The sequence below is a fragment of the Lacihabitans sp. LS3-19 genome (assembly GCF_024343575.1).
Classification (GTDB): Bacteria; Bacteroidota; Bacteroidia; order Cytophagales; family Spirosomataceae; genus Leadbetterella.
This window is the reverse complement of record NZ_RJUA01000120.1, coordinates 84,759-111,275: the sequence shown is the minus strand read 5'-3', so window position 1 is coordinate 111,275 and position 26,517 is coordinate 84,759. Positions and strand designations below refer to the sequence as shown.

Sequence of the window (26,517 nt, the reverse complement as noted above, 5' to 3'; positions counted from 1 at the left end):
ATTATTCAACAACTACGCCCATCGAACAAAATTTATCTATCCTAGACGAAATTCTTTCTTGTGGACTCATTTTTTCTAGATTGGCTATTTCGGAAATAATTCTTTTTTTCAAAATTTCTGACATTTCATCCCATTTGAGATGAGCACCTCCTTGCGGTTCTGCTATTATTCCATCTACTAGTCCATTGTCACGCATATCTATTGCGGTTAGTTTAAGAGCTTCTGCTGCCTGTTCTTTAAACTCCCAAGTTCTCCAAAGGATGGTTGAGCAGTTTTCTGGTGAAATAACTGAATACCAAGAGTTTTCTAACATCAAAACTCTATCTCCTATCGCCATTCCAAGTGCTCCACCAGACGCACCTTCACCAATAATTATACATATTACAGGTACTTTTAAAATCATCATCTCTTTCAAGTTTCTAGCGATGGCCTCTCCTTGACCACGTTCTTCCGCTTCTAAACCTGGAAATGCTCCTGGAGTATCTATCAAAGTAACAATTGGAATGTTAAACTTTTCCGCCATTTTCATTAATCTTAAGGCTTTTCTATAGCCTTCAGGATTTGGCATTCCGAAGTTTCTGTGTTGTCTTTCCTTGGTTTTTCTTCCTTTTTGTTGTCCGATTACCATTACACTTACACCTTCTATTTGGGCCAAGCCGCCAACCACAGCCGGATCATCTCGAACCGTTCTATCACCGTGTAATTCGTGAAATTCAGAACAAATCCTTTCGATATAATCCAACGTATAAGGTCTATCTGGATGTCTTGAAAGTTGTACTCTTTGCCAACGTGTCAAGTTTTGAAAGGTTTCAACTCTTAGTGTATCAATAGCGGAGCTGAGATTCCTAACAGCATCAGAAACGTCCACATTGTTATCTAGGGCCAATTTTTTCATATCTTCAAGTTTGGCTTCAAGTTCGGCTATAGGCTTTTCGAATTCTAGCAAAGTTCTCATAGAAGTCTAATTATAATTCAAATGACTGGTTTTGTTCTGGTAATTCAATATTTGAGAATCCTCGATTGTTTAAAATTTCCTTAAAATTAAACATAGCTTCGACATCTCCATGAACTAAAAATATATTTTTCAATATATTTTTATCTTGGTTTTCTGCAAAGCTAATCAAATCGTTTAAATCTCCATGTCCACTAAAGACATCTATTTTTTTTATTTTGGCATTTACAGCCAGTTTTTTGTTTCTTATTTGCAAATCTTTTAAGTCTCCGGATAGTAATCTACCGCCTACTGAATCCTCTGTAGCATAACCAACCATCAAAATAGTGGCATAAGGATTCTCGATGTTTTTTTCTACATGATGCTCTACTCTCCCACCTTTTATCATTCCTGATGAGGAAATAATAATACAAGATTCGGTATGCAAAGATGCCGCCTTACTTTCTATGTCAGATTCTAAATAATGTAAATTTTCAAAATCAAAAAGCGAATCCGTTTCTTCAAAAAAATCCGTGGCTTCTTTATTTAAATGTTTCCTGTGTTTTTCATAAACCTTCGTACTTACCTTAGCTAAAGGACTATCTGTGAATACCTTAATAGGCTTAATGTCATAGTTTTGATAAAGTCGATTTAAGGTATAGAGTAAGCATTGGGTCCGTCCAACACTAAAGGAAGGCACTATTAACCTTCCAGTAATATCTATACAAGATTCTTGAATGACGTCTCTGAGCATTTCTTCAGGAGAGATTTTGTCGGTATGTTCTCGATTACCATACGTCGATTCCATCACTAAATAATCTACCTGAGGCATTGGCTTGGGATCTACTAATAAGGGGAAGTTTTTTCTACCTATATCTCCTGAAAAGCCGATTTTTTTCATCTGACCATTTTCCAATACTTCAACCACAATATGAGCAGCACCCAAAAGATGTCCAGCTGGGTAAAATGTCACATATCCATCATCTTTAAATCTAAACCTATGCCCAAATGCTAATGGAAGGAAACTATTTAAGGCTTCGTCTACCTGCTTTCTTAGATATAAACCTTGTGTTTCTATACTTTTCCACTTTTTAGATTTTTTGTGACTTTTTTCAATGTTCTTTACAATTCGAGAATTTAAAACTGCTGCATCATGTAGCAACAATTCTGTTAAATCCATGGTAGGAGAAGTACAAAGGACTTGCCCTTCAAAACCCGAAGAATATAAATTAGGAATTTGACCAGAGTGATCTATGTGAGCGTGAGTTAGAAATACAGTGTTTACTAAAGAGGCATCAAAAGGGAAATTTCCGTATTCTAATTTTTCATTTAGGTTTCTTGAACCATCTAGAGTTGTGCCACAATCTATGAGAATACGATAGTCATCCTCTAACTCTAAGAGAAACATACTACCCGTAACTTTTCTGGCAGCACCAAAAAATGTTAGCCTCATAAGAATCTTTTTATTATGGAAAATATATGTAAAAGGACTGCAAATATAGTATATTGAAAGGCTTTTATTTTAGAAATTGTGACGGAATTTTACATTTCGACTTACTGAAAGAGTATTTTTTAAAGGTTATATTTGATATTGTTAATTAATTTTGAATATTAAAACCTAATTACCAATATTTTATAATAATTTTCAAAATTCGAACTATACACCGATATTTATAATATTAAAGATGAAATTATTCTGTTTTATTTTTTTACAAATTACTTCTATTAATAGTCAATTGAATGAATTGATTACTAATTTTCTGGAGAAGCCTTCTGCTCAAAACATTAATGTTTCTATGAGTATTAGAGATATTGAAAGTAAAAATGAAGTTTATGCTTATCAATCCAAAATGGCACTTCCGCCTGCTTCTACTCTTAAGCTGTTAACAACAGGTACTTCAATAGATATTTTAGGGCCCAATTTTGAATTTAAAACGCTTATAGTAACGAATGGAAATATCCAAAATGGAATATTAAATGGTGATTTATTGATTATTCCTGAAGGAGATCCAAGTTTTGGCTCGCAAAGATTCAACCTAAATCCTACTGAGCAGATTGTGACCTTCTTGAAAGATAAAGGCATTCGTACAATAAATGGTAAAATTACTATTATAGGAAAAGATGAAAGAATTGTACCAAACGAATGGCTTGTTTCAGATATAGGTAATTATTATGGGGCGTTTCCGAGGCAGTTTAATTTTGGAGAAAACTTTTACACTGTTTATTTTAAAGGAGGAGATCAAATAGGTGACGCCTCAGAAATAAATAAAATAGTGCCTTTATCATCTAATTGGAAAATTAGGAATAATGTCAGAACAGGAGAGTCTGGAAGCGGGGATCAGGTAAATATTATTAACATGGCCCCTTCAGATGAAATTAGTTTAGAGGGAACAGTTCCACTAAAATCTAATAATTTCGGAGTAAAAGGGTCCATTCCAGAGCCTAAAAGTGTGTTTCTTGATATTTTGAAAAATGAGCTTTCTGGAAACAGTATAAATGTACTAGAAAATGTAATTTCTGAACCTTTAGGGAATGACACAATTGGTATAATTTTTTCTCCTAGTTTAGAGGAAATATCTCAGCACTGTAATTATCAGAGTGTTAATTTTTTTGCTGATGGAATGGCAAATTATATATTCACAAAACTTAAAGAGCCAAAGGAAAGTTTTGGGGATTTTATGAAAAGATATTGGAAAGCGAAAGGTTTAAATTTAGACAATTTTAATTTATACGACGGTAGCGGCCTCTCCACAATGAATACGATTTCAACCCAAACAATGACGGACTTTTTGTCAATAATGGTAAAAAGTAAGTATTTTGAATCTTTCTCAGAAACCATAGCTGTTGTAGGAAAGTCCGGAACTGTAAGATCGCTAGATCCTAAAGGTTTAACCAGGGGAAAAGTAGCGGCAAAGAGTGGCTCTATATCTGGTACAAGAAACTATGCTGGATACTTTAAAGGACAAGACGATAAGAAATATGCCTTTTGTGTTTTTGTAAATGGCATAAATGATACCGCTAAATTATTTTCCAGAGAATTACTGCAAAATTTAATATTCAAAATGATTGATTTAAATCAATTATAATTTTATTTGCCATCAAATATTGATGTTCCCAAATATAAAATTTTAACGGTAGAATATCTAAACCAATAATTTGATTTGGTGATGATTTCTATAATCTATTGTGTCCTTTTAACTATGCTCTCTCATATTTTCACCATAAAAAAGAAAACAATGGGAGTATCCATCTTCGACAAAATTTCAAAGGACATGGGTCCTTTAGGTGCCATTTCTCACTTTGGTCACCATTACTTTAGCTATCCTATTCTCGAAGGAGAGATTGGGCCACATATGACTTTCAATGGCAGGAAAGTCCTAAATTGGTCATTGAATAATTATTTGGGATTGTCCAACCATCCAGAAGTGAGGAAAGCCGACACTGAAGCGATTGAAAAATATGGTTTAAGTTATCCAATGGGCTCACGAATGATGAGTGCAAACTCTCATAATCATGAAAATTTTGAGGCACAATTGGCAGATTTTTCGGGAAACGAAGATGCATTTTTGATGAATTTTGGTTACCAGGGAATAATGTCAGTTATTGAAGCATTAGTAGATCATCGAGATGTAATTGTATATGATGGAGATTGTCATGCTTGTTTGATAGACGGGATACGCCTTCATAAGGCCAAAGGAGGTGCCTATTATCGGTTTAATCACAACGATATGGCAAGTTTAGATCTGAACCTTAGGAGGGCAACTAAACTTTCAAGTCAAAATGGAGGCGGTATATTGGTAATAACTGAAGGTGTTTTTGGGATGACAGGCCAAATCGGGAAAATTGATGAAATAGTTGAATTAAAGCAAAAATATGATTTTAAACTTTTGGTAGACGATGCTCATGGTTTTGGGGTTTTAGGTGAAAATGGAAAAGGGACGCCAGAACATTTTGGATGTCAGAACGAGGTAGACATTTATTTTGCCACTTTTACAAAAGCAATGTCTGCTATGGGAGCTTTTGTGGGTGCTGATGCAAATATTATAAAATTTCTTCGGTATAATGTTAGGTCTCAAATTTACGCTAAAGCATTACCAATGGGATATGTGATTGGTGGGATGAAACGCTTAGAGTTAATAAAATCCAATCCTGAATTTAGATTAAAACTTTGGGATATTGCGTCTCGGCTTCAAAACGGTTTGAAAGCTGAAGGTTTTAATCTAGAAACCACCAATAGCCATGTTACGCCGGTGTACTTTAACAAAGATTTTACTCAAAATGAAGTTGGCAATATGATAATTGATTTACGAGAAAATCTTAATATTTTTTGTTCGGTTGTAATTTATCCTGTTGTAAATAAGGGTGTTGTGATGCTTCGACTTATTCCTACTTCTATGCATACCCACGAAGAAGTGGATTACACCATTGAGGCATTTAAAAAAATAAGGGCAAAATTAGACGAGGGTGCCTACAATTTCGAAATTCCTCTAAAAAGTGAAATTTATTCAAATTAATATTAGATATGCCAATAATTGAACTTAAGAACGCTACGATAAATTATGTCGAGGAAGGTAAAGGCAAAGATACCATAGTTTTTTGCCATGGTTTATTGTGGAGCCACTGGATGTTTCATAATCAAATTTCCCATTTAAAATCCAAATACCGAGTTATTGCCTTTGATTTTAGGGGCCAAGGTAAATCTGTCGCTAAAGATAACAAATACGACATGGATACCCTTTTCGATGATGCAGTTGATATTATAGAAAAACTCTGTGATAAACCTGTGATTTTTGCAGGATTGTCTATGGGCGGTTATGTTGGGATTGCATTAGCTTCAAAACGACCTGACTTAGTTAAAAAGTTAATTCTGATGGAATCTACTACAGATGCTGAAACACCAGAAAGTATATCGAAGTACAAAATGCTGAACAATCTGGTGAAAACTGTGGGCTATTGGCCAGTTGAAAATTCTATTATGAGTATTATGTTTGGTAAGAATTTTATAAGCAATAAGGATAGAAAAGAAGATTATGCTTTCTTCTTAAAAAAACTGAAAGAAAACAACCGAAGTACCATAGTAAAAGCTACAGAAGGAGTTATTAACCGTAAATCAAGTGAAGATTATTTGCCAAATATTAAATGCAAAACACTGGTATTGGTTGGTAGTCAGGACGTTCCCTGCCCTGTTGAGAAATCTGAATTTTTAAGAGATAATATTAAAAATGCAAGATTAGAAATAATTGAAGGAGCTGGGCACACAGGAACACTGGAGGAACCTCAAAAATATAACAAAGCCATTTCTGATTTTATCGAAAATGATTGATATTTTTGAGCTGAATTATCCGTTTCTCTATGTTTTTGGAAAAAATCAAGATTCTTTTTAAGTATTTTAATCTATCAAGTTTAAATGTAGTTTTTGCAACAGTTGTCTGTTCAATTGCATTTTTCAAACTACCTGAAGGTTCTGAATTTACCGATTATAAATCAATCGCTCAATTGGCCATGGCTTGTTGGGCGATTTATATTTTAGATAGACTTTTAGACAATATTAAAGATGAAGTTCCTGAAACAGAAAGACATATTTTTCATAAGAATAATCAGTATACACTCCAAATTGTTTTTGTCTCACTTGTTCTTGTTTCTTTAATTATTTTATTTTTTCAGCCTAGGCAAATAATTTATTTTGGATTAATAGTTTCAGGTTTTGTAGTATTTTATTTTTTGGTGGTTTCGAGAAGATGGCCCTTGTCCAAAGAGTGGTTTATGCCAGCAATTTATACAGCAGCAGTGGTCGGAGTACCCTTTACTTTGAGTTCAAGCTTGAATCTCAGCTCTTGGTTATTAGGCTTTATGCTGTTTTTAGTAGTGATTCAAAACTCTCTTTCTTTTTCATATTTCGAATATGCAGAAAACCCTAAAAGTCAAAATATTTGTAAAAAAATGTCCTCTAATACAGTTAGGAAAATCATAAATTACACAGTTAGTATTAACCTTTTTATAGCGATTTATTTTTTTGGAAGTGAATTATATTATCCAAACAAATTAAGTTTTGTATTGGCAGCTATATCGCTTGTTACTTCCTTATTGGTTATTTTTGAAAAAAAGTTTAGAACCAACTATCGCTGGATTATTGATGGCTTACTATTTCTTCCCTTGATTATCTTTTAATTTTTGAAGTCCTCTTCTGTATAAAAAATAAAGTAAACCACTTATAGCCAACATTAAAAGAAAATAGGTGTCTGAAAAAGCTACTCCTTTATAAATAAATTGGTCAACCCAAATGACCAAGAAACCAATACTTCCAAATAATATAAGTGCGTCTAAAAGCTTCATATTTAGTCTTTTAATGTTCCAATAATCTTAAATTTTTCAAAAACTACTTCAGTATGAGGTGCATCATTCAATTCTTTAGTTAAATCTTGTCCTGCCCAGTGCTCATAATGTTTTCCTTTTTTCCAAAGTTTTGATGAACTAACATCATAAACATTTCCTCTGAATGCTACCCAAATTTCTGGTTTTTCTTGCCCATTTCTAAGAGATAACTGTCTTTTTGAAATTTCCTTTTGCTGCAATTTTTGAAAAATTAATTTCAAAAGTACCAATATTTCTAAATGAGAGACATATTTATCTAAAAAAAATATGTGGCATTTTTTTTGCCATATACAACGAATCAGAATATATTTACGTTTTATATAAAAACATATTTAAAATGAGCACAAAGATACTTTTATCTACTTTATTCAGCGTGGGATTATTAATTTTTAGCTCTTGCGGTACAAAAGTAGCCCCAGTTTCAGAAAGAATAGCGAAGATTTATACAGCCAGTTCTGTAAAAGAAAATGGCACTGAAGTTTTTAGTAAAGCAGGAACTTCAAATACAAAACCTGGATATGGAAGTTATAAGATGGACCTTTCTAAGCCTCCAACAGTAACAATTAGAGACGTAGATGGTGGAACATATACTGGAACATATTCTGTAACTGCCACTACATTGACAATTTCAGAATTGACTCCGCAACCAACTGGAACAGGTGGGGGTTTAAGCTTTGCGATTACTAGTCTTTCCGATACTGGTACAGATTTAATCCTTACTGCCAACCAAACTTATCCAAAAACAGGAAATACTACCAACATTTACACGCTGGTTTCGAGTAATTAAGATTTATTTTTTATAATATCAAGGTGTTTCTTTTAGAGACACCTTTTTTTGTTTTTAATAGCCAATATAGTAAATTTGTAACATGGAAAATGAAACTTTAGAGAGTCTTGGTGAATTTGGGTTAATTGATAGAATCAAGAACAACACAACTTTATATCACAATGAAACTATTTTAGGCATAGGCGATGACGCTGCAGTTATTGATAATGGAGATTCTTTTACTTTAGTTTCTACTGATTTATTGCTCGAAGGCGTACATTTTGACCTTACTTATACTCCTTTGAAGCATTTAGGATATAAAGCTGTAGCTGTAAATGTTTCAGATATTGCGGCAATGAATGGTGTGCCTTTGCAGATTACAGTTTCTATTGCCATTAGCAACCGATTCGGGTTGTCGGATATTGACGAAATATATGAAGGTATAAATGCCGCATGCGAGGCATATAACATTGATTTGGTAGGTGGCGACACTTCGTCAAGCCGATCTGGTTTAATAATTTCTGTAAGTGCTATTGGCAAGGTACAGAAAGATAAAATAGCCTACCGATCTGGTGCCAAAGCTAATGATATTGTGTGTGTAACCGGTGACCTTGGAGCTGCTTATATGGGTTTGCAGGTATTAGAAAGAGAAAAACAAGAGTTTTCCGCTAATCCAAACATGCAACCCAAAATTGAAGACAAATCTTATCTTGTAGGAAGACAATTGAGACCAGAAGGAAGAACGGATATTGTACATGATTTAAATGAAATCGGGGTGGTTCCAACCTCAATGATTGATATATCAGACGGCCTAGCTTCTGAAATTTTACATCTTTCCAAACATTCTCAAAAAGGCTTTACAGTTTTCTTCGAAAACATACCAATAGAAAACAGTACTTTGGAAACTAGCTCAGAGTTTAGTCTAAACCCAATAGCCAGCATAATAAGTGGTGGAGAAGACTATGAGCTATTGATGACAATTAGACAAGAAGACTTTGAAAAAATAAAAAAAATAGCTGAAATAACCCCAATAGGTTTTGTTACTGATGAAATCGAAAATTGGTTGGTTCTTAATTCTGGTGAAAAAACTAAAATAGTCGCTCAAGGCTGGAAATAATGAAAAAACTTTTACTGGTATTCATTTTTATATCAAAAATTCTTTTAGCTCAAGACGCAGAGGATATTGAAAAAGTAAAAAAGATATATGCTCCAGATAAGAGAACTAGCATTTTCGAAATTATTTATAAACCAGAAACAAACGTTTTATTGGGTAAAACTAATTTGCCTGATGCAAAAAAAGCACTGTTAGCCAAATTTCAAACTTTGTTTCCAACAGATTCAATTGAAATACTACCTTATTCAAATAGTACTTTTCAGCATAAAGCTATAGTTAATGTTTCAGTGGCTAACATGAGGGCAAATCCAGCCGAATCTGCAGAATTAGCCTCCCAAATGCTCTTGGGAATGCCTCTAACGGTCTTTGAAAAACAAAGAGGTTGGTATAGAGTTCAATCTCCAGACCATTATATTGGCTGGATAGATGGCTCCACAATGACCCAGTTTACAGATGAAAAACTTCAAGAATACTTAGAGGAACCCAAAGTAATATATACACAAAATTACGGTTTTGCTAAAAATGATACGGTAGACAATGCCTATCCTGTTCGTGACTTAAGTTTCGGTAATCTTTTGAGAATTATAAAGAAAGGCAAAAACTTCACACTGGTTCAATTTCCAGATAGTGTTAAGGGTTATGTTTCTTCTACAGATATAGAAAGTACCGAATCCTGGTTAGCTAATACCAATCAAAATGGAAACAAAGTAGCCGAAGGCGGATTTGGTTTTTTAGGTATTCCGTACCTTTGGGGAGGGACTTCTTTTAAAGGAGTAGATTGCTCAGGATTTACACGAATGACTTATCTTAAACAAGGTATTTTGTTACCAAGAGACGCCTCACAGCAGGCACTAAAAGGGAAACTTGTAAATACAGATAATGATTTTGAAAATTTACTTCCAGGCGATTTGCTTTTTTTCGGAAATACCCAAACTTTAAGGGTTTCCCATGTTGCTCTTTGGATTGGCAACAAATCTTTTATTCATTCATCAGGAATGGTGAGAATAAATAATTTTGACAAAAACTCGCCTTTATTTGACGAATACAATCTTAATCGATTACTTTTTGTAAAAAGGATTGATGCTGATGTAATGATGTTAGAAAACAAAAATCTATATAAATTTTAGTTTTAGATCTAATTTGTATTTAGATTTCAATAATATTCGACCTTAAATCTATAATTTAATTTTATGAAAAAACTCTCGGTTTTTCTATTTGTAGTTCTATGTTCTTTTCTTTCTGACCAAAAAGAGCCTATTTCGGCAGAAGAATATTCTAAATTAAGCGATGCCCAAAAACGAAGTGTAGAACATGCTCTTGATGGTATTGATTTACTTGATCCAGAACTTGAGATTAGCCTTTTTGCTTCGGAACCCATGATGACAAATCCGACCAACATGGACATAGATACCAAAGGAAGGGTTTGGATATGTGAAGCGTATAATTATCGCAATCAGTTAAATCCTAGAAATCCTTACAATATAAAAGGAGATAGAATTTTGATAATGGAGGATACAGATAATGATGGTAAAGCTGACAAGTCAAAAGTATTTTATCAAGGCGAGGATATCAACGCAGCTCTAGGAATTGCTGTTTTGGGAAATAAAGTTTACGTTTCATGTAGTCCTAATGTTTTTGTTTTTACGGATGAAAACGGTGATGATATCCCAGATAAAAAAGAGATTTTGTTTACTGGTATAGAAGGTGTGCAACATGACCACGGTATGCATGCTATCGTATTTGGTCCTGACGGCAAACTTTATTTTAATTTCGGAAATGCTGGTGAAAAAATCCTTTCTAAAGATAGGAAACCTTTTTATGATGATAATAACCAAGAAATCAATAACGAAGGGAAACCTTATCGGGAAGGAATGGTATTTAGAGCTGATGAAAATGGTCAAAATTTAGAAGCATTGGCATGGAACTTTAGAAATAACTATGAATTAGCTTTAGATAGTTTTGGGAAAATTTGGCAGTCAGACAATGACGATGACGGTAATCGTAGTACAAGAATAAACTATGTAATGGATTATGGCAATTATGGTTTCAAAGACGAAATGACAGGAGCGGATTGGCGTGTTAGACGAACAAATTTGGAGGATTCGGTATTTTACAGACACTGGCACTTAAATGATCCCGGAGTTGTACCTAACCTTTTGCAAACCTACGCAGGCTCGCCTACTGGTATAATATTTTATGAGGGTTCTCTTTTAAAAAAATACCAGAATCAAATAATCCATTGTGATGCTGGTCCTAACATAGTAAGAGCCTACCCTACTAAGAAAAATGGAGCTGGATTTTCGGCTTCAATTTTAAACATTTTAGATGGCTCAAAAAGAGACAAATGGTTTCGACCTTCTGACATTACTGTTGCTCCAGATGGATCGATTTTCGTTTCTGACTGGTATGATCCAGGTGTTGGGGGTCATGCTATGGGTGACTCCTTGCGTGGAAGAATTTATAGAGCTGCACCTAAAGGCTCAAAATATGCTAAGGTTAAAAACGATTTTAATACAGTTAATGGAGCTTTAGAGGCATTTCAAAGCCCCAATCAAGCAATTAGATATGTGGCCTATCAGACATTGAAACATTATGGAGAAAAAGCCGAATCTTCTTTGAAAGAATTATTGAAGAGTGAAAATGCAAATATGGCTGCAAGGGCATATTGGTTATTAGCTGATATAAATAGTATGTATGTCAATCACGCCTCAGAAAGCAGCAATGAAGATTTAAGAGTATTGTCTGTCAGAATGGCTAGGAAATTCTTCATAAACCCGTATGAATTTATGAAAGAAATGGCGAAAGACCCATCTTATCAGGTAAAAAGAGAAGTTGCCTTGGCAATTCATCATAAAAACTATTCTGATATTTGGACAAGTTTGGCTATGGATTATAAAGGTAATGATAGATGGTATTTAGAGGCTTTGGGGATTGGTGCAAACAGCGACTGGGACAATTGCTTACAACTTTTAAAAGGCAAAGCGGGGGAAAATTGGTTAAGTAAAGAACCTATCAAAGAATTGGTATGGAGAAGCCGTGGGTTACAGTCGATGGATTATTTAAGTCAAATTATTCAGAAAGAGCCAAATGCCACAAAAGCCAAATATTATAGAGCATTTGATTTTCAAAAAGGAGAAAATAAAAACAATGTTTTGCTAAAACTGGCAAAAACGCAAACTAGCCCTGATGAGAAAGTAATAATTTTTAAATTATTTGACCAAAAAACTATTCAAAACAACCCAGTTTTCAAATCTGACCTTCCAAAGCTATTGGGAGATATCAAGAATGATTTAGATTATATTGATTTAGTTGACAAATACAATGTTAAAACCGAATTTTCTAGGATACATAACTTAACTTTAAATTCAAAAGATAAGCAAATTGCAGACGAGGCAGCTCGTGTTTCTGTAAAAATATATGGAACTAAGGGCTTATTTGCTGAAAAGAGTAATTCCAATAATTTCTTAAAAGCAATTGATAAATATGGCAATGTAGACAATGAACTTATTGCTAAAGCTTTGATTGGCATTTATAAAAATAGCAAATACCCAGAAAACATTAGAGCTGCTGCAATGAATGAAATGGGTGGTTGGGTGTCAGAAGGAATTCTATGGGAAGAATTTAAAGCAAATAAGATTCCTAGCGAATATGTTGGAACAGCATTAAATATCCTTAAAAGGACATGGCACAGTGACATAAGAAATGAAGTAAATAAAATTATGGCAACCTCAGGAGGCATGACCATAAATATTGAGAAAGTTCTTTCTGATGGCGGAAATAGAACTTTAGGAAAAGAAGTTTTTACCACCTATTGTATTTCTTGCCATGTGGCCGAAAATCATGGGATAGATTTTGGCCCATCTTTAAGTCAAATTGGCAAAAAACTGAGCAAGCAAGGTTTGTTAAACGCCATTGTCAATCCAAGCGAAGGAATTGGTTTTGGCTATGAAACCAAGGAAATAACTATGAAAAATGGAGAGGTATTTCAAGGAATTGTGACTTCAAAAACCGAGATTGATTTAATGATTAAATATCCTGGTTTATCTAATATAAATATTCTAAAAATAAAGGAAATAGAAAAAGTAGAAGATAAAAAAGAATCATTAATGCCAAAGTTTGCTTTAAGTGAGACTGAATTGAAAAATTTAATTACTTATATGGAATCTTTAAAATGAAATACCATTTAACCATAGAATATTGCCCAAAATGTAATTGGATGCTTAGAGCAGCCTGGATGGCACAGGAGTTTCTTTCAACTTTTGATGGTGAATTGGAAATGGTAAGTCTGAAACCAAGTGAAAACGCTGGAAGTTTTTTGATATTTATAGACAAACAGATAGTTTTTGATAGAAAAAGCTATGGAGGATTTGCTGAACCGAAAGTATTAAAACAATTAATTAGAGATAAAATAGCTCCCGAAAAGAACTTGGGACATGCCGAAAAGAAAATAGATAAATGACGCCTTTTAATCAGACTGCAGTTTTTAAACTTTATTCTAGAAAAATTCCTCAAAGATTTATTTCTAGATTTTCAAATGACGGTATACCGCTTCTTGTTGGGTCCATAGTAGTTGGTTTAATGTCTGTATTATTTGAGCAGCTATTTTCATTTTCTGAATCTATTATATCTAAGATTTATCTTTATGACAGAAGAATGTTTTTTGTTTTAAGTCCTTTACTCTTTGTCCTGAGTTATTTTTTTGTAGCTAAAAATGCAAAATTCGCTAGTGGAAGTGGGATACCGCAAATGCTTGCTTCAATTGAAATATCTGATACACCAAGAAAAAAAAGTATTCAATATTTATTATCCCTAAAAATCATTTTAATCAAAATACTTTCAAGCATTTTGTTGCTTTTAGGTGGTGGAAGTATAGGAAGAGAAGGTCCAACATTACAAATTTCGGGATCTATTTTCTACTTAATTCATAAAATATTCCCTGGCTTAAAAAAAATAGATTTAAAAACTTTGTTGATTACAGGCGGTGCATCTGGTCTTAGTGCTGCATTTAATACACCTCTTGGAGGAATTGTTTATGTAGTTGAAGAATTAACAAAATCGCATATAAATAAATTAAAAACTCCGGTTTTTGCTGCCGTTATTATTGCTGGATTCACGACTCAATTTTTTACAGGTTCTTATTTATTCTTAGGTTTTCCAAAAACCGAACCACTTATTTTTAAATGGATAATTTTGGGAGTTATACTTTCGGCTTTAGGAGGTATTCTTGGAAGTTTATTTACCAATGCGATTCAATCATTAGCTGATTTAAGAAAATCATTTAAAAGTGGTTATACATTTGCGTTATTGATGGGTTTATTATTTGCAACTTTGCTATATTTTACCAATCAAAATACTATGGGTACTGGAAAGCACCTTATCAACGAAATCTTATTTGACCATCGTAAAACAACAGATTGGTTTACTTTTATTGGAAGGTTTTTTGGTAGTCTTCTCTCTTTTTCATCAGGCGGAGCAGGAGGTATATTTTCTACATCTTTGGCTTCTGGAGCATCTTTAGCTAGTTTTTTTCTGTCTTTTTTCGATATTCCTTTCGGTCAATACAATATCTTAATCTTAATGACCATGATAGCTTTTCTAACTGGAGTTACCAGAACCCCGTTTACTTCAGCAGTCTTAGTTTTAGAAATGACCGACAGACATTCTGCCATTTTCTTTTTTCTGATGGCAGCCTTAATAAGTCAATATGTGAGCGAGCATATACAACGTAAATCTTTCTACGAATTCAGAAAAGATCAGATTCTGGAAGATTTACAGTCCTAAATCAATTTTAGATTGTCTATCGTTATTAGGAAAAGCCAAGCCTGAAGGTAATTTTTTAGGCACATATCTATTTAAGTTACCATCATAAAGTGCATTTTTGATAAATGCTTCCAGAGCTTTTATTTCTGTTTGCGACAAATTCAAAGGTTTGAACTTCTCTGAAAGTTTATTGGCAGGCACTAATGAATTTTCTTTAACGCCTAAATTTTTGTAATTTAATACCTGCTCAATGGTAGTGAAACTAGAGCCATGACCATAGAAAGGAGAATCTTTAAGATTATACAATTGTGGCACTTTGAATTTATAAAAATCTGCTTCATTGCCAGTAAACCCTCCTCTGCCTTTTAGTTCAGGATTTACGGCTCCTATATTGTGTACTTCAGCATTACCATAGCTTCCATCTTTTAAATCTCCCATTCCTAAGGCATGAAATTCCATATTGGCAAGATTTGGTCCATTGTGACAGCTCGCACAATCACCTTTTCCAAAAAATACCTTTGCACCTTCTTTTTCTTGGTCAGTCATTGCATTTAAATTTCCTTTAAGCCATTGTTGAAATGGTGCTTGGTCAGCCATTAATGTTCTTTCATAGGCTGCAATTGCCAATGCTCCATTTACCTTTAATAAATTCTCATCAATTAAGGTTTCTTCCCCAAAAGCTTGCGTAAACATGCTCTTGTATTGGGGAATTGTATTCATCATAATTCTGTCTATGATTAGCCTATGAACATCTCTACCAGCTATAGCTTGCGTTTCTACTCCTTCATATCCCATTTTATTTACAGCTTTAGGTGTTCCAGCTGTCCATTTGGCATCTGTTCCAACATTTACTCCTTTCGAACCAAATTGCCCATTCCATAAAATATTACTTTGGTAAGCTATATTTAAAGCAGAAGGAGATTTTAAAGGTTGAACATCAATTTCACTAGATTTATAAGCTGTGTTCATCACTCTTTTTTCTCCAGCAGATCCAAAACCCAAACCACCTTCCCCAATTCCCTGAGGAAGACAGGCTTGGAAACCAGCTTTGGCATGATGGCAACTAGCACATGAATAAGTTTGGAATGACATTTCTTTTTTTGGATTTTGTCCTAAAGCTGTTTCGTGAAAAAGAAACTTGCCCAATTCCACTTTTGCAGGAGTTAGTGGATTTTTAGGGTCTTGGGGGATTTTACTTAATTCGGTACTTGTGGGTAAAATATAAAATTCTGAACCAATACCTTTTGATGAGATTACCAATAAATCCTCCAACTCTTTATCTACTCCTCCAAGAGTTGGTATATTATCTTTATTATTACAACTTATTATTAATGCAGAGAAACCTAATATTTGAAAATATTTGTATAATTTTTTCATTTACTTTTAACACGTTTATGGTATTAAAAGTACAAAAATTATACCATTAAAATTTGATTTTTAATAACTTATCCTACGGTATCAATCACGTTTTTAATTTTTTCTTTTTGGCCGCAGGAAATAAAACATTGTTAAGAATAAGTCTATAGCCCGCTGAGTTTGGGTGTAAGTTTAAATCTGTTGGTTCTTCGTTCACCATGTGTTGATAATCTTCCGGATCATGGCCTCCATAATAGGTCCAGAAGCCTTTTCCCGCTGTTCCATGAATGTACCTTGCTTCATTAGAAAGCCTATTTTCTGCAAGAATTAACACATCCGATTTTACGAATTGTTTCTTAAAAGCTGTGGTTTGGCCCATAAAACCCTTTATCAGATTCTGGTGATTTTGGGTAAGCATAGTAGGAACTGGATCGTATTTTGCTGAGAATTCAAAAAGTGTAAAATAATCATTTGATTCGTTCACCCCTCTTTCTTGAGGCTGATTATCAATATTAGAAAATTCAACTTCATATGGGTCTGATTCTAAGGTAAAGTCTTTAAAAGCAAAAGTATTGTCAAAATTCAATTTCTCGTTAGCTTTAGGATCTGATCCATCACCATCATAAACTGATTCAACTATATCAACACCTTGTGCAGCCATAGCAATCTCATACGTATCTGTGGCATTACACATTGCAAACATATAGCCACCACCCAAGACGAATTCGCTTATTTTCTTAGCAACTGCTCCTTTTAATTCTGAAGCTTTCGAAAATCCATATTTTTGTGCAATTGTTTCAACTTCTCTTTTTTGCTCTTGGTACCAAGATGAGCTTTTCATTCTAATAAATTTTCCATATTGCCCCGTAAAGTCTTCATGGTGCAAGTGCAGCCAATCATATTCAGGTAGTTTTCCAGACATAACTTCTTCATCATAAACTTTATCAAAACTTATCTCAGCATAGTTCAGAGCTAGAGTTACTGCGTCGTCCCATGGTTGGGCACTTTTTGGTGAGTATACTGCTATTTTTGGTGCTTTTTGCAGCTTAACATCATCCATGTTGACGTCTGGATTTTTAACCACTTTTATGATTGCACTAGCATCGGCTTCTGATATTACATCATAACTTATTCCTCTAATTACACATTCGTTTATAAAAGTTTGAGAAGCTGGAAACATAAAACTTCCACCCCTGTAGTTTAGGAGCCAGTCAATTTCTGTTTCATAGTTTTTTAAAACCCAAAATGCCAAACCATAAGCTTTCAAGTGGTTTTTTTGGACTTCATCCATCGGAATAAACACCTGATTTGCAAATAATCGACTAGAAAAGGTTAAAAAAATGATAAACGGCAAAATGGCTTTCTTCATTGGTTTGCTTAATTATTAGCGAATATTGAAATTTGCATTAAAAACAAAAATACTTTAAAATTATTGTTAATAACGTATTCAACAATATAGTATTCAAAAATTTTGCCATTAAAAAAAGTCAAGATGAATTTAAAAGAAAATATAGCGGAAGGTTTAAGGTCAATAAAAGGGAATTTGTTAAGAACCGTTTTGACTGCAGCAATTATAACCTTTGGTATTATGGCTTTAGTAGGAATTTTAACAGCTATTGAAGGTATGCAAGGTTCTGTAAATAAAAGCTTCGAAGGATTGGGTGTGAACACTTTCGATATAAAAGTAGAACAGAATAATGGACGAAGGAGAAGGGGAATAGTAAAAAAACAGCCTAAACCTATATATTTTCGACAAGCAATCGATTACAAAGAGAATTTTACAAAGAAAACAAATGCCATTGTAAGTATTTACACTTTTGCTGGTCAAAGCGAAACAATAAAATACGAAACAGAAAAGTCCAATCCGAATATAACTGTTTTAGGTGCTGACGAAAACTATCTTCCTCTAAAAGGATATAAATTGCAATCTGGTAGAAATATTACAGAAAATGACAGATTTTATTCAAATAAAATGGTTCTGATTGGAAATGAAATTGCTCAAAAGTTTTTTCCAAATGTAAGCCCTCTAGGGAAAAACATTACTTTGATGGGAGAAAAATTTAATATTGCTGGCGTTTTAGAGAAAAAGGGTAGTATAACTGGTGGAGACGATGATAGAGTTGCTATAATACCTTTGGAAGTTGCAAGAAACTTTGACCAAAAAGGCAGTTTTTCTTATGAAATTACCACATCTGTACCAGATGCGGTTGACTTGGATTATACTCTAGCTGAAGCAACATCGGTTATGAGGATAGTCAGAGGAGATAAGGTTTATGATGAAGATTCTTTTAAAATAGAAAGATCAGATGCTTTATTAAGTGATTTAAACGAAGTAACAGGTTATCTTAGAATTGGCGGTTTTGGCATATCTATAATAACACTCCTTGGTGCCTCAATAGCCTTAATGAATATTATGATGGTTTCTGTGACCGAGAGGACTAGAGAAATAGGTGTTAGAAAGGCTTTGGGAGCTTCTCCTAAAAAAATTAGATTGCAATTTTTAATTGAGGCGATAGTTATTTGTATTATAGGTGGATTGGCCGGAGTTATATTAGGAATCGGGGCAGGAAATTTGGTTTCCTATTTTATGACAGGAGGAGGGAGTTTTGTTGTGCCTTGGAATTGGATAACTTTAGGACTTGTGGTATGTATTGTTGTCGGTTTATTATCAGGTTATTACCCTGCATATAAAGCTTCCAAGCTAGATCCTATAGAGTCGTTGAGATATGAATAATCGGCCTTCTAATTCTATTTGATGCATTTTTTTTTTAAAAATTATTCAATAAAACTTGCTCACTAAGTTTTCATATTCTACTTTTGCAATCCCAACACGAATAGATGCCCGGATGGCGGAATTGGTAGACGCGTTGGTCTCAAACACCAATGAGGTTACACTCGTGCCGGTTCGACTCCGGCTCCGGGTACAAAGAGATTCTTAATTAATTTTAAGGGTCTTTTTTTTTGCCTAAAATTAAATCTAAAAACTAAAATCTTTCGGCAAATAAAAGTTCTTAATGAATATTCAATATCAATCAGTCGATTAAAATTGGAAGGTATAAGATTTTACGAAAATGATACGCTTGAGAAGCTATTTTTCTAGGATTAAATACAAAAAAAAAAGGACTGGAACAAAATGCTCCAGCCTTTCCCGCTACTAAATCCACACAACTTTTATCTTTAATATTTTTTATCTTTGTCAATTGCCGTCTTTAAGATTACTACCTCGATGATGACATTGCAAATGTAGCTCTTTTTTTTAGAATCAAAAAAAAAACTAAAATATTTTTTTTAAAATTTCGCAATAAAATAATTAGCTGTTCTTCAATAAATTGTTTTTAGCTTATATTTTATCTCGATATTTGCTTATAATTATTTGAAAATCAATTTATTGGTTTTTTGATTTTATTCTACATTGAAATTATAGTTTTTAGAAAAAAAATATTTGCAGTTAAATTAAATTGATATAAATCAATTTTGATTTTTCTAAAGTGTCAAATTTGAAGGTTTTTCTTGATTTTTATGGTTTCTGTTTTACCATTAGATAAAATTTTAGCATGAATGTATTATTCATTAACACTATATTGACCTAAGGTTTAATTTTTCCCCAACTTTTATTAAACCTGGCCGATACACAACTACATTTTGGCCAAAAAGTATTTTATTATTCATTTTTCGGATTTTTGATAGTGTTAAAAGAGGTTCTTTCCCTTTTTCTGAAGTTTTCTGATCTATAGTAATTACAATGCATCTAGCACAAGGTTTAACACCGCGTAAATGAACTTCACCAATATTAAAATCAAAAATATCATCTTCAAAAAATGGATTTACCCCTTTAATTACAATATTTGGTCGAAATCTATCCATTGGGATATGCTCATTGCAATGTTGGTTTAAATATTCCAAAGATTCTTCACTAACCATTAATATAGGATATCCATCAGATAAGCTCGTAATTTCCATACCAGTTTTTTGATATTTGGCATCAATTTTCCTAATACTATCTTCTGGCTGGAAAAAGAGCTTAATATTAGACTTTAAAAGGTCTGAAAAAAACTCATTTGCCTTATCACTTACTAATTGACCTTTAAGTGTATCATTCCAGATTTGAATATTTTCGAGTTTTTGAGTTTCTGGTATTAAAGGAATATTAATCGAATTTTTATTCTTTTTATCAGTAACAATTAAATATTCTAAGTTTATTTTTACCTCAAATCCAGACAATTCTGCAAAAGTCCTTTGTGTAAGAAATACATTGTTTTCATCTGTAAGCATCCATCTTCGATCATATTTTAGACCTGTTAAATCAACCTCAGATTGCGAAAGCGATATACCTCCCAAAGATTTTATTGGATAAATATGTAGTTCGGATATTTCCATTTTTTAATATATTTGAAAAATTGAAAATCAAACATAGTGATAATGATGGTAGAATGGAATGATTTTGAAAAAATTGATATCAGAGTTGGAACAATTATAGAAGCAAAAGTTTTTGAAAAAGCTAGAAAACCTGCCTATCAACTATTCATTGATTTTGGCAAATTTGGCATTTTGAAATCCTCAGCACAAATTACATTTCATTATTCTTTAGAAGAATTGATAAATAAACAAATAATAGCCGTAGTTAATTTTCCTCCCAAGCAAATAGCCAATTTTCTAAGTGAATGTTTGGTTTTAGGCATTTATGATGAAGACAATGAGGTAATCCTTTTAAAGCCAGACCTTAAAGCTCCAAATGGAAGTAAAATCGGATAAACACTTTTGAAGTTTTCTAATATTATTAAACATAATTTTGATATTTTTCAGAGGGAATCAAAGCAATAAATCAAATAGATTTCCGAAATTGAGAATAGCTTACTATTTTTGTACTGCATTTGGGGATATTGCCCAAAATAAAATCTTATAAAAGCCAAAATGAGAGAAATTCAATTTAGAGATGCTGTAAAAGAAGCGATGTCAGAAGAGATGCGTCGTGATGAGACTATATTTTTAATGGGTGAGGAAGTTGCCGAATATAACGGAGCTTATAAGGCAAGTCAAGGCATGCTTGATGAATTTGGTGCCAAAAGAGTTATTGATACGCCAATTGCCGAATTAGGTTTCGCAGGAATAGGCGTTGGTGCTGCAATCAATGGCTGCAGACCTATCATAGAGTTTATGACTTTTAACTTTTCTTTGGTAGCCATAGATCAGATAATAAATAGTGCTGCCAAAATTATGGCAATGTCTGCTGGTCAGTATTCATGTCCAATTGTATTCAGAGGACCAACTGGTAACGCTGGTCAGTTAGGAGCACAACATTCTCAGAATTTTGAGAATTGGTTCGCCAATACTCCTGGACTGAAAGTAGTGGTTCCATCTAGTCCATATGAGTGTAAAGGATTGTTGAAAGCATCTATTAGAGATAATGATCCCGTTATATTTATGGAGTCAGAGCAAATGTATGGCGATAAAGGAATGATACCAGATGGAGAATATATATTGCCATTGGGAAAAGCCAACATTATTCAAGAAGGAAAAGATGTAACGATTGTATCATTTGGAAAAATGATTCCGAGAGTTGTAATGCCAGCAATAGAAGAGCTTACAAAACAAGGTATCAGTGTTGAATTGATAGACTTAAGAACCGTTAGGCCTATTGATTATCAAACTGTTGTTGATTCTGTTAAGAAAACCAATAGATGTGTAGTAGTTGAAGAAGCTTGGCCGTTGGCAGCGATTTCATCTGAAATAACTTATCATTTACAAAGATATGCTTTTGATTATCTAGATGCTCCAGTTATCAGAGTTAACAACATGGATATTCCTTTGCACTACGCTCCTACTTTAATAGAAGCCACTCTTCCAAACGTAGCTCGTACTGTAGATGCTGTAAAGCAAGTTTTATATAAGAAATAAAAAAAGGAGCTTAAAGCTCCTTTTTTATTTTAATGGATTAAAAATCAAATCCCTATAATCTTCCATTGATTTTTTTATAACTTCTTTGGCCACTTCTCTGCCATAGTCGTAGGCTATTTCGCAATGTTGAGGTTCGCCAGGTAGATTTTTATAAGTTAAAAAATAATGCTTCAATCTTTCTATAACTCCCTCAGGCAGTTCTGACATGTCATTAAACTTACCATAAATCTGATCTCCCATTAACACTGCTACAATTTTATCATCAGCTTCGCCTTTATCTATAAAACAAAAACCGCCAATAGGTCTGGATTGTAATAATATATCACCATGAGAAATATGATGGCTCGAAAGTACACATATATCCAAGGGGTCGCCATCTCCTAACTCTATTTTTTCAGCTCCTTTGCTCCTCGCAAACTCTGCCACTTTATCTCCGCAATAAGTTTGAGGAATGAAACCATACAAAGTTGGAACTATATTCGAATATTTTTGAGGCCTATCAATTTTCAAAAAACCTGACTCTTTGTCTATTTCATATTTGATAGTGTCTGATGGGACTATTTCAATGAAAGTTGTGACAGTATCAGGAGCATCGCTACCTATTGAAATACCATGCCAAGGGTGTGCTTTATATACAGGTTTCATATCATTTTAAATTTTTACAAATATAAGCTTTGAATCTACCTTAACTAAAAAATAAAATAAAAACTTAAGAAAACTATTGCAACAGTTTCTGCGTTAAATGCGTATAAATGAAAAAATCACAAAAAGTTTTAGATTTAAATTAACTTTTGCACGATTTTAGTGTAATTTTTGAAAGAGATTAATTTAAGGGGCTTTAAAAAGAATGATTTCAGAACATATAATTGGCAAATAAAAAACAGTTTCTTATTAAAAAATACCATGAGCAAGCCTAAAGTACTTAAAGATTATTCAAAGCTAACAGATGAGATGCAAGAAAGGCTAAAATTATTTTATCCAAATGGGTTCTCTGAATTTCTAATTAGGTTTGTGGACCGTGAAGGCAAAAATGTAAGTGCATTACCTTATGAAACTGAGGATAAGTACTATATGATAAGAATGACCAATTTAGAGGCACAAAAAATCATCAAAGACGACACAGATTATGATGATGATGGAAACCTCAAAGATGACATCAAAGACGATTACGAAGATAAATATACCGATCTTGACACTATGAGGGTTGGATCTGGTAGAAAATCTGACGAAGACGAAGATTACGATTAATAGTTAACAAATTGTTAATTGAGATTTTTTATGTTTTATAATTATCAATTAACACGTTTCAATAGATGTAACCAATATTTTAAAATGAGAAATATTTTTTTAGTATTATTTTTATTTGTTTCAGTTGCTGGCTTTAGTCAAGAAGCTGGGATAATATTCGAGCATGATTCTTGGAATAAAGTGATTCAAAAGGCTAAAGCTGAGAATAAATTGATTTTTATGGATGCTTATACTAGCTGGTGCGGACCGTGTAAAGCTATGCAAGCTAGAGTTTTTCCTGACAAAAAGCTTGGGACATTTTTCAACGATAATTTCGTAAACGTAAAAGTGGATATGGAATCTGGTGAAGGTCCTGCTTTAGGTCTTAAATATCCTGTAAGAGGTTATCCAACACTGTTTTTTATAGATCCTAAATCTGGAAAAATTGTTAATCAGGCATTAGGTTATAAATCCCCTGAACAATTGTTGCAAATTGGGGAACAAACCCAAAGCAAGAAAAAAGGAACGATTTGATAGATTAAGTTTTAAAAGGAAAGAGTAAAGGAAACTTTGCTCTTTTTTTATGTCTTATTGTTAACCTAAGTAATTTTTATCTGGATTAATAGTATTTATCTTTGTCTATTAAATAAATAGAGAAATGGAAAATGTATTTATAATGGCTGCCAAAAGGACACCTATAGGTAGCTTTGGCGGAGTTTTCGCAAATACCTCTGCCGTAAATTTAGGAGCATCGGTTTTAAAAGATGCCATAGCGGAATCCAAAATTCCTTCGAGTGAGATAGACGAGCTTTTTTTTGGTTCGGTAATTCAAGCAAATTTAGGCCAAGCTCCTGCTACTCAAGTAGCATTAGGTGCAGGCGTGCCAAATTCTGTTCCGACTACTTTGATCAATAAAGTTTGTGCATCAGGAATGAAAGCTACTATGCTTGGTGCTCAAAGTATAGCATTAGGTCAAAATGAGGTAGTGGCAACTGGCGGAATGGAAAATATGTCTCAAATACCTTTTTATTTGGAAAAGGCTAGGTACGGTTATGGTTACGGAAACGGAGTTCTGATAGATGGATTGGCCAAAGATGGCCTTACAGATGTTTATCAAAATAAAGCAATGGGATGTTTTGCTGACGCTACAGCTTATAAATTTGAAATATCAAGAGAAGAACAAGACAGTTTTGCAATAAATTCCTATAAAAGAGCGGCTGAAAGTACTCAAAATGGAGATTTTGAAAGAGAAATTTCTCCTGTAGAAATAAAAGACAGAAAGGGAAATATTTCGGTAATAACTGAAGATGAGGAGTTTAAAAAAGTAAATTTTGATAAAATTCCAAGCCTAAAACCAGTATTTACAAAAGAAGGCACAGTGACTGCCGCAAATGCGTCGACTATAAATGATGGTGCTGCGGCTTTATTGTTAGCTTCTGAGAATTACATTGAAAAAAATAATTTAAGTCCGCTTGCTCGTATTGTATCTTTTGCTGATGGCTCAAGAGAACCTGAATGGTTTACTATAGCACCAATAATTGCAGCAGAAAAAGCGTTGAAAAATGCTAATCTGGATATTTCTGATATTGAATATTTTGAAATCAACGAAGCATTTGCTGTTGTGCCGATGGCCTTTGCAAAAAACTTCAAAATTGATTTTGATAAAATCAATATATTTGGAGGAGCAGTGGCAATCGGGCATCCATTGGGATGTTCGGGAGCTAGAATTATTGTTACGCTTTTAAATGTCCTAAGAACTAAAAAAGCGAAGTATGGAATGGCAGCTATATGCAATGGAGGCGGTGGTGCCAGTGCAATTATTATTGAAAACTTAGCTATTTAGTCTTAATGTTACAGCATTTTTGTGTGCTTGCAATTGCTCCGCTTCAGCCATTTTTTCAACTATCGGACCGATATTTAAAATACCTTCTTTGCTAATCTGCTGGAAGGTTATTTTTTTTACGAAACTGTCAACCGAAACTCCACTATAAGCTCTCGCAAAGCCATTAGTAGGTAATGTATGGTTTGTTCCTGAAGCATAATCGCCACAAGATTCAGGTGTGTAATCTCCCAAAAATATAGAACCAGCATTTATGATTTTTTCGGCAACTATTTCAGGACTTTCAATGGCTAAAATTAAGTGTTCTGCTGCATACTCGTTTAATATAAATATCGACTCATCTATATCTTTGACTAAGATTGCTTTTGAATTCTGCAAAGCTAAGGTAGCTACTTCTCTTCTTGGTAAAACCTCCAATTGTCTAATGATCTCTTCATTAGTCGCATCTATTATGGCTCTATCTGTCGAAACTAACAATACCTGACTATCAGGACCATGCTCAGCTTGAGAGAGTAAATCTGATGCTATAAATGCAGGATTGGAACGTTTATCTGCCAAAACTGCAACTTCAGATGGACCCGCAGGCATGTCTATGGCTATTCCGTACTGACTTACCAATTGTTTGGCTGAAGTAACATACTGATTTCCAGGACCAAAAATTTTGTAAACTTTAGGAACTGTTTCTGTTCCAAATGCCATAGCGGCAATCGCTTGGGCACCTCCTACTCTATATATTTCTGTAATTCCACATTTTTGAGCAGCATAATATATAGCAGGATTATTACTTGGCGAACATAAAACTACTTTAGAACATTGAGCTATCATGGCTGGAATTCCAAGCATCAAAACTGTTGAAAATAATGGTGCTGAACCTCCTGGAATATAAATTCCAACTTTTTCAATGCCAACGCTCTTTCTCCAACAAACAACCCCAGGCATAGTTTCTACCTTATTTTCCTCTATTTTTTGGGCAGAATGGAATTTGTAAATATTATCAAAAGCTTGATCAATTGCCGCTTTAAGTTCAGCATCAAGGCTTTCTACAGCCATCGAAACTTCAATTGAACTTACTTTGAAATTGTCGATTAAAATATTGTCAAATTCTAACGCGAATTTTCTAAGAGCCTCGTCTCCTCTATTTTTGACTTCTAGTAGAATTGGCCTAACTTTTTGCTCAATTTCCTCAAATTCTAGCGTAGGTCGTTGTAGTATATTAGAATAATCAGCTCTAGATGGGAATTCGAATATTTGCATTT

25 protein-coding genes and 1 tRNA gene are annotated in these 26,517 nt (G+C 33.6%); 17 read left to right on the top strand and 9 right to left on the bottom strand.

The window, feature by feature from the left end:
• Window position 1: 1 nt before the first annotated feature.
• Window positions 2-955, bottom strand: a complete 954-nt coding sequence (locus tag EGI22_RS18095) for an acetyl-CoA carboxylase carboxyltransferase subunit alpha (protein ID WP_255069846.1) — start codon at window positions 953-955, stop codon at window positions 2-4.
• A gap of 10 nt (window positions 956-965) precedes the next feature.
• Window positions 966-2,384, bottom strand: coding sequence for an MBL fold metallo-hydrolase RNA specificity domain-containing protein (locus EGI22_RS18090; protein ID WP_255069845.1), 1,419 nt, complete (start codon window positions 2,382-2,384; stop codon window positions 966-968).
• Window positions 2,385-2,616: 232 nt separating this feature from the next.
• On the opposite strand from EGI22_RS18090, the gene dacB reads away from it, so the two are divergent.
• The 4 genes from dacB to EGI22_RS18070 all read left to right on the top strand — a co-directional run bounded on the left by dacB (window position 2,617) and on the right by EGI22_RS18070 (window position 7,099).
• Window positions 2,617-4,017 (top strand): D-alanyl-D-alanine carboxypeptidase/D-alanyl-D-alanine-endopeptidase, encoded by a 1,401-nt coding sequence (dacB, locus tag EGI22_RS18085; protein WP_255069844.1) that lies wholly within the window; start codon window positions 2,617-2,619, stop codon window positions 4,015-4,017.
• A 150-nt stretch (window positions 4,018-4,167) separates the two neighbouring features.
• The gene (locus tag EGI22_RS18080; protein ID WP_255069843.1) at window positions 4,168-5,445 is read left to right on the top strand and encodes a pyridoxal phosphate-dependent aminotransferase family protein; all 1,278 of its coding nucleotides are present in this window, start codon (window positions 4,168-4,170) and stop codon (window positions 5,443-5,445) included.
• A gap of 8 nt (window positions 5,446-5,453) precedes the next feature.
• Complete coding sequence (locus EGI22_RS18075; RefSeq protein ID WP_255069842.1) at window positions 5,454-6,254, top strand: alpha/beta fold hydrolase; 801 nt, start codon at window positions 5,454-5,456, stop codon at window positions 6,252-6,254.
• 29 nt (window positions 6,255-6,283) lie between these two features.
• Entirely contained in the window at window positions 6,284-7,099 is an 816-nt protein-coding gene (locus tag EGI22_RS18070) for a hypothetical protein (RefSeq protein WP_255069841.1), read from the top strand.
• Here EGI22_RS18070 and EGI22_RS18065 read toward each other — a convergent pair.
• Both EGI22_RS18065 and EGI22_RS18060 read right to left on the bottom strand, forming a co-directional pair.
• A complete protein-coding gene (locus EGI22_RS18065) occupies window positions 7,073-7,264 on the bottom strand; it encodes a hypothetical protein (protein WP_255069840.1) in 192 nt (63 codons plus the stop codon). The genes EGI22_RS18070 and EGI22_RS18065 overlap by 27 nt on opposite strands.
• Window positions 7,265-7,266: 2 nt before the next feature.
• A complete protein-coding gene (locus EGI22_RS18060) occupies window positions 7,267-7,503 on the bottom strand; it encodes a cytochrome b5 domain-containing protein (protein ID WP_255069839.1) in 237 nt (78 codons plus the stop codon).
• A 137-nt stretch (window positions 7,504-7,640) separates the two neighbouring features.
• Here EGI22_RS18060 and EGI22_RS18055 point away from each other — a divergent pair, with 137 nt between their 5' ends.
• The 6 genes from EGI22_RS18055 (at window position 7,641) to EGI22_RS18030 (ending at window position 14,964) form a co-directional block, all read left to right on the top strand.
• On the top strand, window positions 7,641-8,090 hold the full coding sequence (locus EGI22_RS18055; RefSeq protein ID WP_255069838.1) for a hypothetical protein: 450 nt from the start codon (window positions 7,641-7,643) through the stop codon (window positions 8,088-8,090).
• Between the two features lie 82 nt (window positions 8,091-8,172).
• A complete protein-coding gene (gene thiL, locus EGI22_RS18050; protein WP_255069837.1) occupies window positions 8,173-9,186 on the top strand; it encodes a thiamine-phosphate kinase in 1,014 nt (337 codons plus the stop codon).
• Entirely contained in the window at window positions 9,186-10,310 is a 1,125-nt protein-coding gene (locus tag EGI22_RS18045) for a C40 family peptidase (protein ID WP_255069836.1), read from the top strand. The genes thiL and EGI22_RS18045 overlap by 1 nt, the downstream gene beginning before the upstream one ends.
• A 63-nt stretch (window positions 10,311-10,373) precedes the next feature.
• Entirely contained in the window at window positions 10,374-13,358 is a 2,985-nt protein-coding gene (locus tag EGI22_RS18040) for a PVC-type heme-binding CxxCH protein (protein ID WP_255069835.1), read from the top strand.
• Window positions 13,355-13,642: a SelT/SelW/SelH family protein gene (locus EGI22_RS18035; RefSeq protein WP_255069834.1), complete on the top strand. Its 288-nt coding sequence runs from the start codon at window positions 13,355-13,357 to the stop codon at window positions 13,640-13,642. Before EGI22_RS18040 ends, EGI22_RS18035 begins: the two co-directional genes overlap by 4 nt.
• Window positions 13,639-14,964 (top strand): chloride channel protein, encoded by a 1,326-nt coding sequence (locus EGI22_RS18030; RefSeq protein WP_255069833.1) that lies wholly within the window; start codon window positions 13,639-13,641, stop codon window positions 14,962-14,964. Before EGI22_RS18035 ends, EGI22_RS18030 begins: the two co-directional genes overlap by 4 nt.
• On the opposite strand, the gene EGI22_RS18025 is transcribed toward EGI22_RS18030, so the two are convergent.
• Complete coding sequence (locus EGI22_RS18025) at window positions 14,953-16,320, bottom strand: cytochrome-c peroxidase (protein ID WP_255069832.1); 1,368 nt, start codon at window positions 16,318-16,320, stop codon at window positions 14,953-14,955. The genes EGI22_RS18030 and EGI22_RS18025 overlap by 12 nt on opposite strands.
• 85 nt (window positions 16,321-16,405) lie before the next feature.
• Window positions 16,406-17,668: an asparagine synthetase B gene (locus EGI22_RS18020; protein ID WP_255069831.1), complete on the bottom strand. Its 1,263-nt coding sequence runs from the start codon at window positions 17,666-17,668 to the stop codon at window positions 16,406-16,408.
• A 123-nt stretch (window positions 17,669-17,791) separates the two neighbouring features.
• Here EGI22_RS18020 and EGI22_RS18015 point away from each other — a divergent pair, with 123 nt between their 5' ends.
• Together EGI22_RS18015 and EGI22_RS18010 are read left to right on the top strand one after the other, a co-directional pair.
• A complete protein-coding gene (locus EGI22_RS18015) occupies window positions 17,792-19,033 on the top strand; it encodes an ABC transporter permease (RefSeq protein ID WP_255069830.1) in 1,242 nt (413 codons plus the stop codon).
• Between the two features lie 106 nt (window positions 19,034-19,139).
• A tRNA-Leu gene (locus EGI22_RS18010) sits at window positions 19,140-19,223 on the top strand.
• Window positions 19,224-19,875: 652 nt separating this feature from the next.
• On the opposite strand, the gene EGI22_RS18005 is transcribed toward EGI22_RS18010, so the two are convergent.
• Window positions 19,876-20,676 carry an MOSC domain-containing protein gene (locus tag EGI22_RS18005; RefSeq protein ID WP_255069829.1) on the bottom strand — a complete coding sequence of 267 codons (801 nt, stop codon included), beginning with the start codon at window positions 20,674-20,676 and terminating at the stop codon, window positions 19,876-19,878.
• Between the two features lie 45 nt (window positions 20,677-20,721).
• Between EGI22_RS18005 and EGI22_RS18000 the strand changes: the two genes are divergently transcribed.
• On the top strand, window positions 20,722-21,051 hold the full coding sequence (locus EGI22_RS18000) for a tRNA-binding protein (protein ID WP_255069997.1): 330 nt from the start codon (window positions 20,722-20,724) through the stop codon (window positions 21,049-21,051).
• Window positions 21,052-21,210: 159 nt separating this feature from the next.
• Window positions 21,211-22,194, top strand: a complete 984-nt coding sequence (locus tag EGI22_RS17995) for a pyruvate dehydrogenase complex E1 component subunit beta (RefSeq protein WP_255069828.1) — start codon at window positions 21,211-21,213, stop codon at window positions 22,192-22,194.
• Between the two features lie 24 nt (window positions 22,195-22,218).
• On the opposite strand, the gene EGI22_RS17990 is transcribed toward EGI22_RS17995, so the two are convergent.
• Window positions 22,219-22,839, bottom strand: coding sequence for an inorganic pyrophosphatase (locus EGI22_RS17990; RefSeq protein WP_255069827.1), 621 nt, complete (start codon window positions 22,837-22,839; stop codon window positions 22,219-22,221).
• A 258-nt stretch (window positions 22,840-23,097) separates the two neighbouring features.
• On the opposite strand from EGI22_RS17990, the gene EGI22_RS17985 reads away from it, so the two are divergent.
• The 3 genes from EGI22_RS17985 to EGI22_RS17975 all read left to right on the top strand — a co-directional run bounded on the left by EGI22_RS17985 (window position 23,098) and on the right by EGI22_RS17975 (window position 25,264).
• Window positions 23,098-23,442 (top strand): hypothetical protein, encoded by a 345-nt coding sequence (locus tag EGI22_RS17985; RefSeq protein WP_255069826.1) that lies wholly within the window; start codon window positions 23,098-23,100, stop codon window positions 23,440-23,442.
• Window positions 23,443-23,526: 84 nt separating this feature from the next.
• Window positions 23,527-23,955 (top strand): thioredoxin fold domain-containing protein, encoded by a 429-nt coding sequence (locus tag EGI22_RS17980; protein ID WP_255069825.1) that lies wholly within the window; start codon window positions 23,527-23,529, stop codon window positions 23,953-23,955.
• 124 nt (window positions 23,956-24,079) lie between these two features.
• Window positions 24,080-25,264, top strand: a complete 1,185-nt coding sequence (locus EGI22_RS17975; RefSeq protein WP_255069824.1) for a thiolase family protein — start codon at window positions 24,080-24,082, stop codon at window positions 25,262-25,264.
• Here EGI22_RS17975 and hisD read toward each other — a convergent pair.
• Complete coding sequence (gene hisD / locus EGI22_RS17970; RefSeq protein WP_255069823.1) at window positions 25,253-26,515, bottom strand: histidinol dehydrogenase; 1,263 nt, start codon at window positions 26,513-26,515, stop codon at window positions 25,253-25,255. The genes EGI22_RS17975 and hisD overlap by 12 nt on opposite strands.
• Window positions 26,516-26,517: the final 2 nt, after the last annotated feature.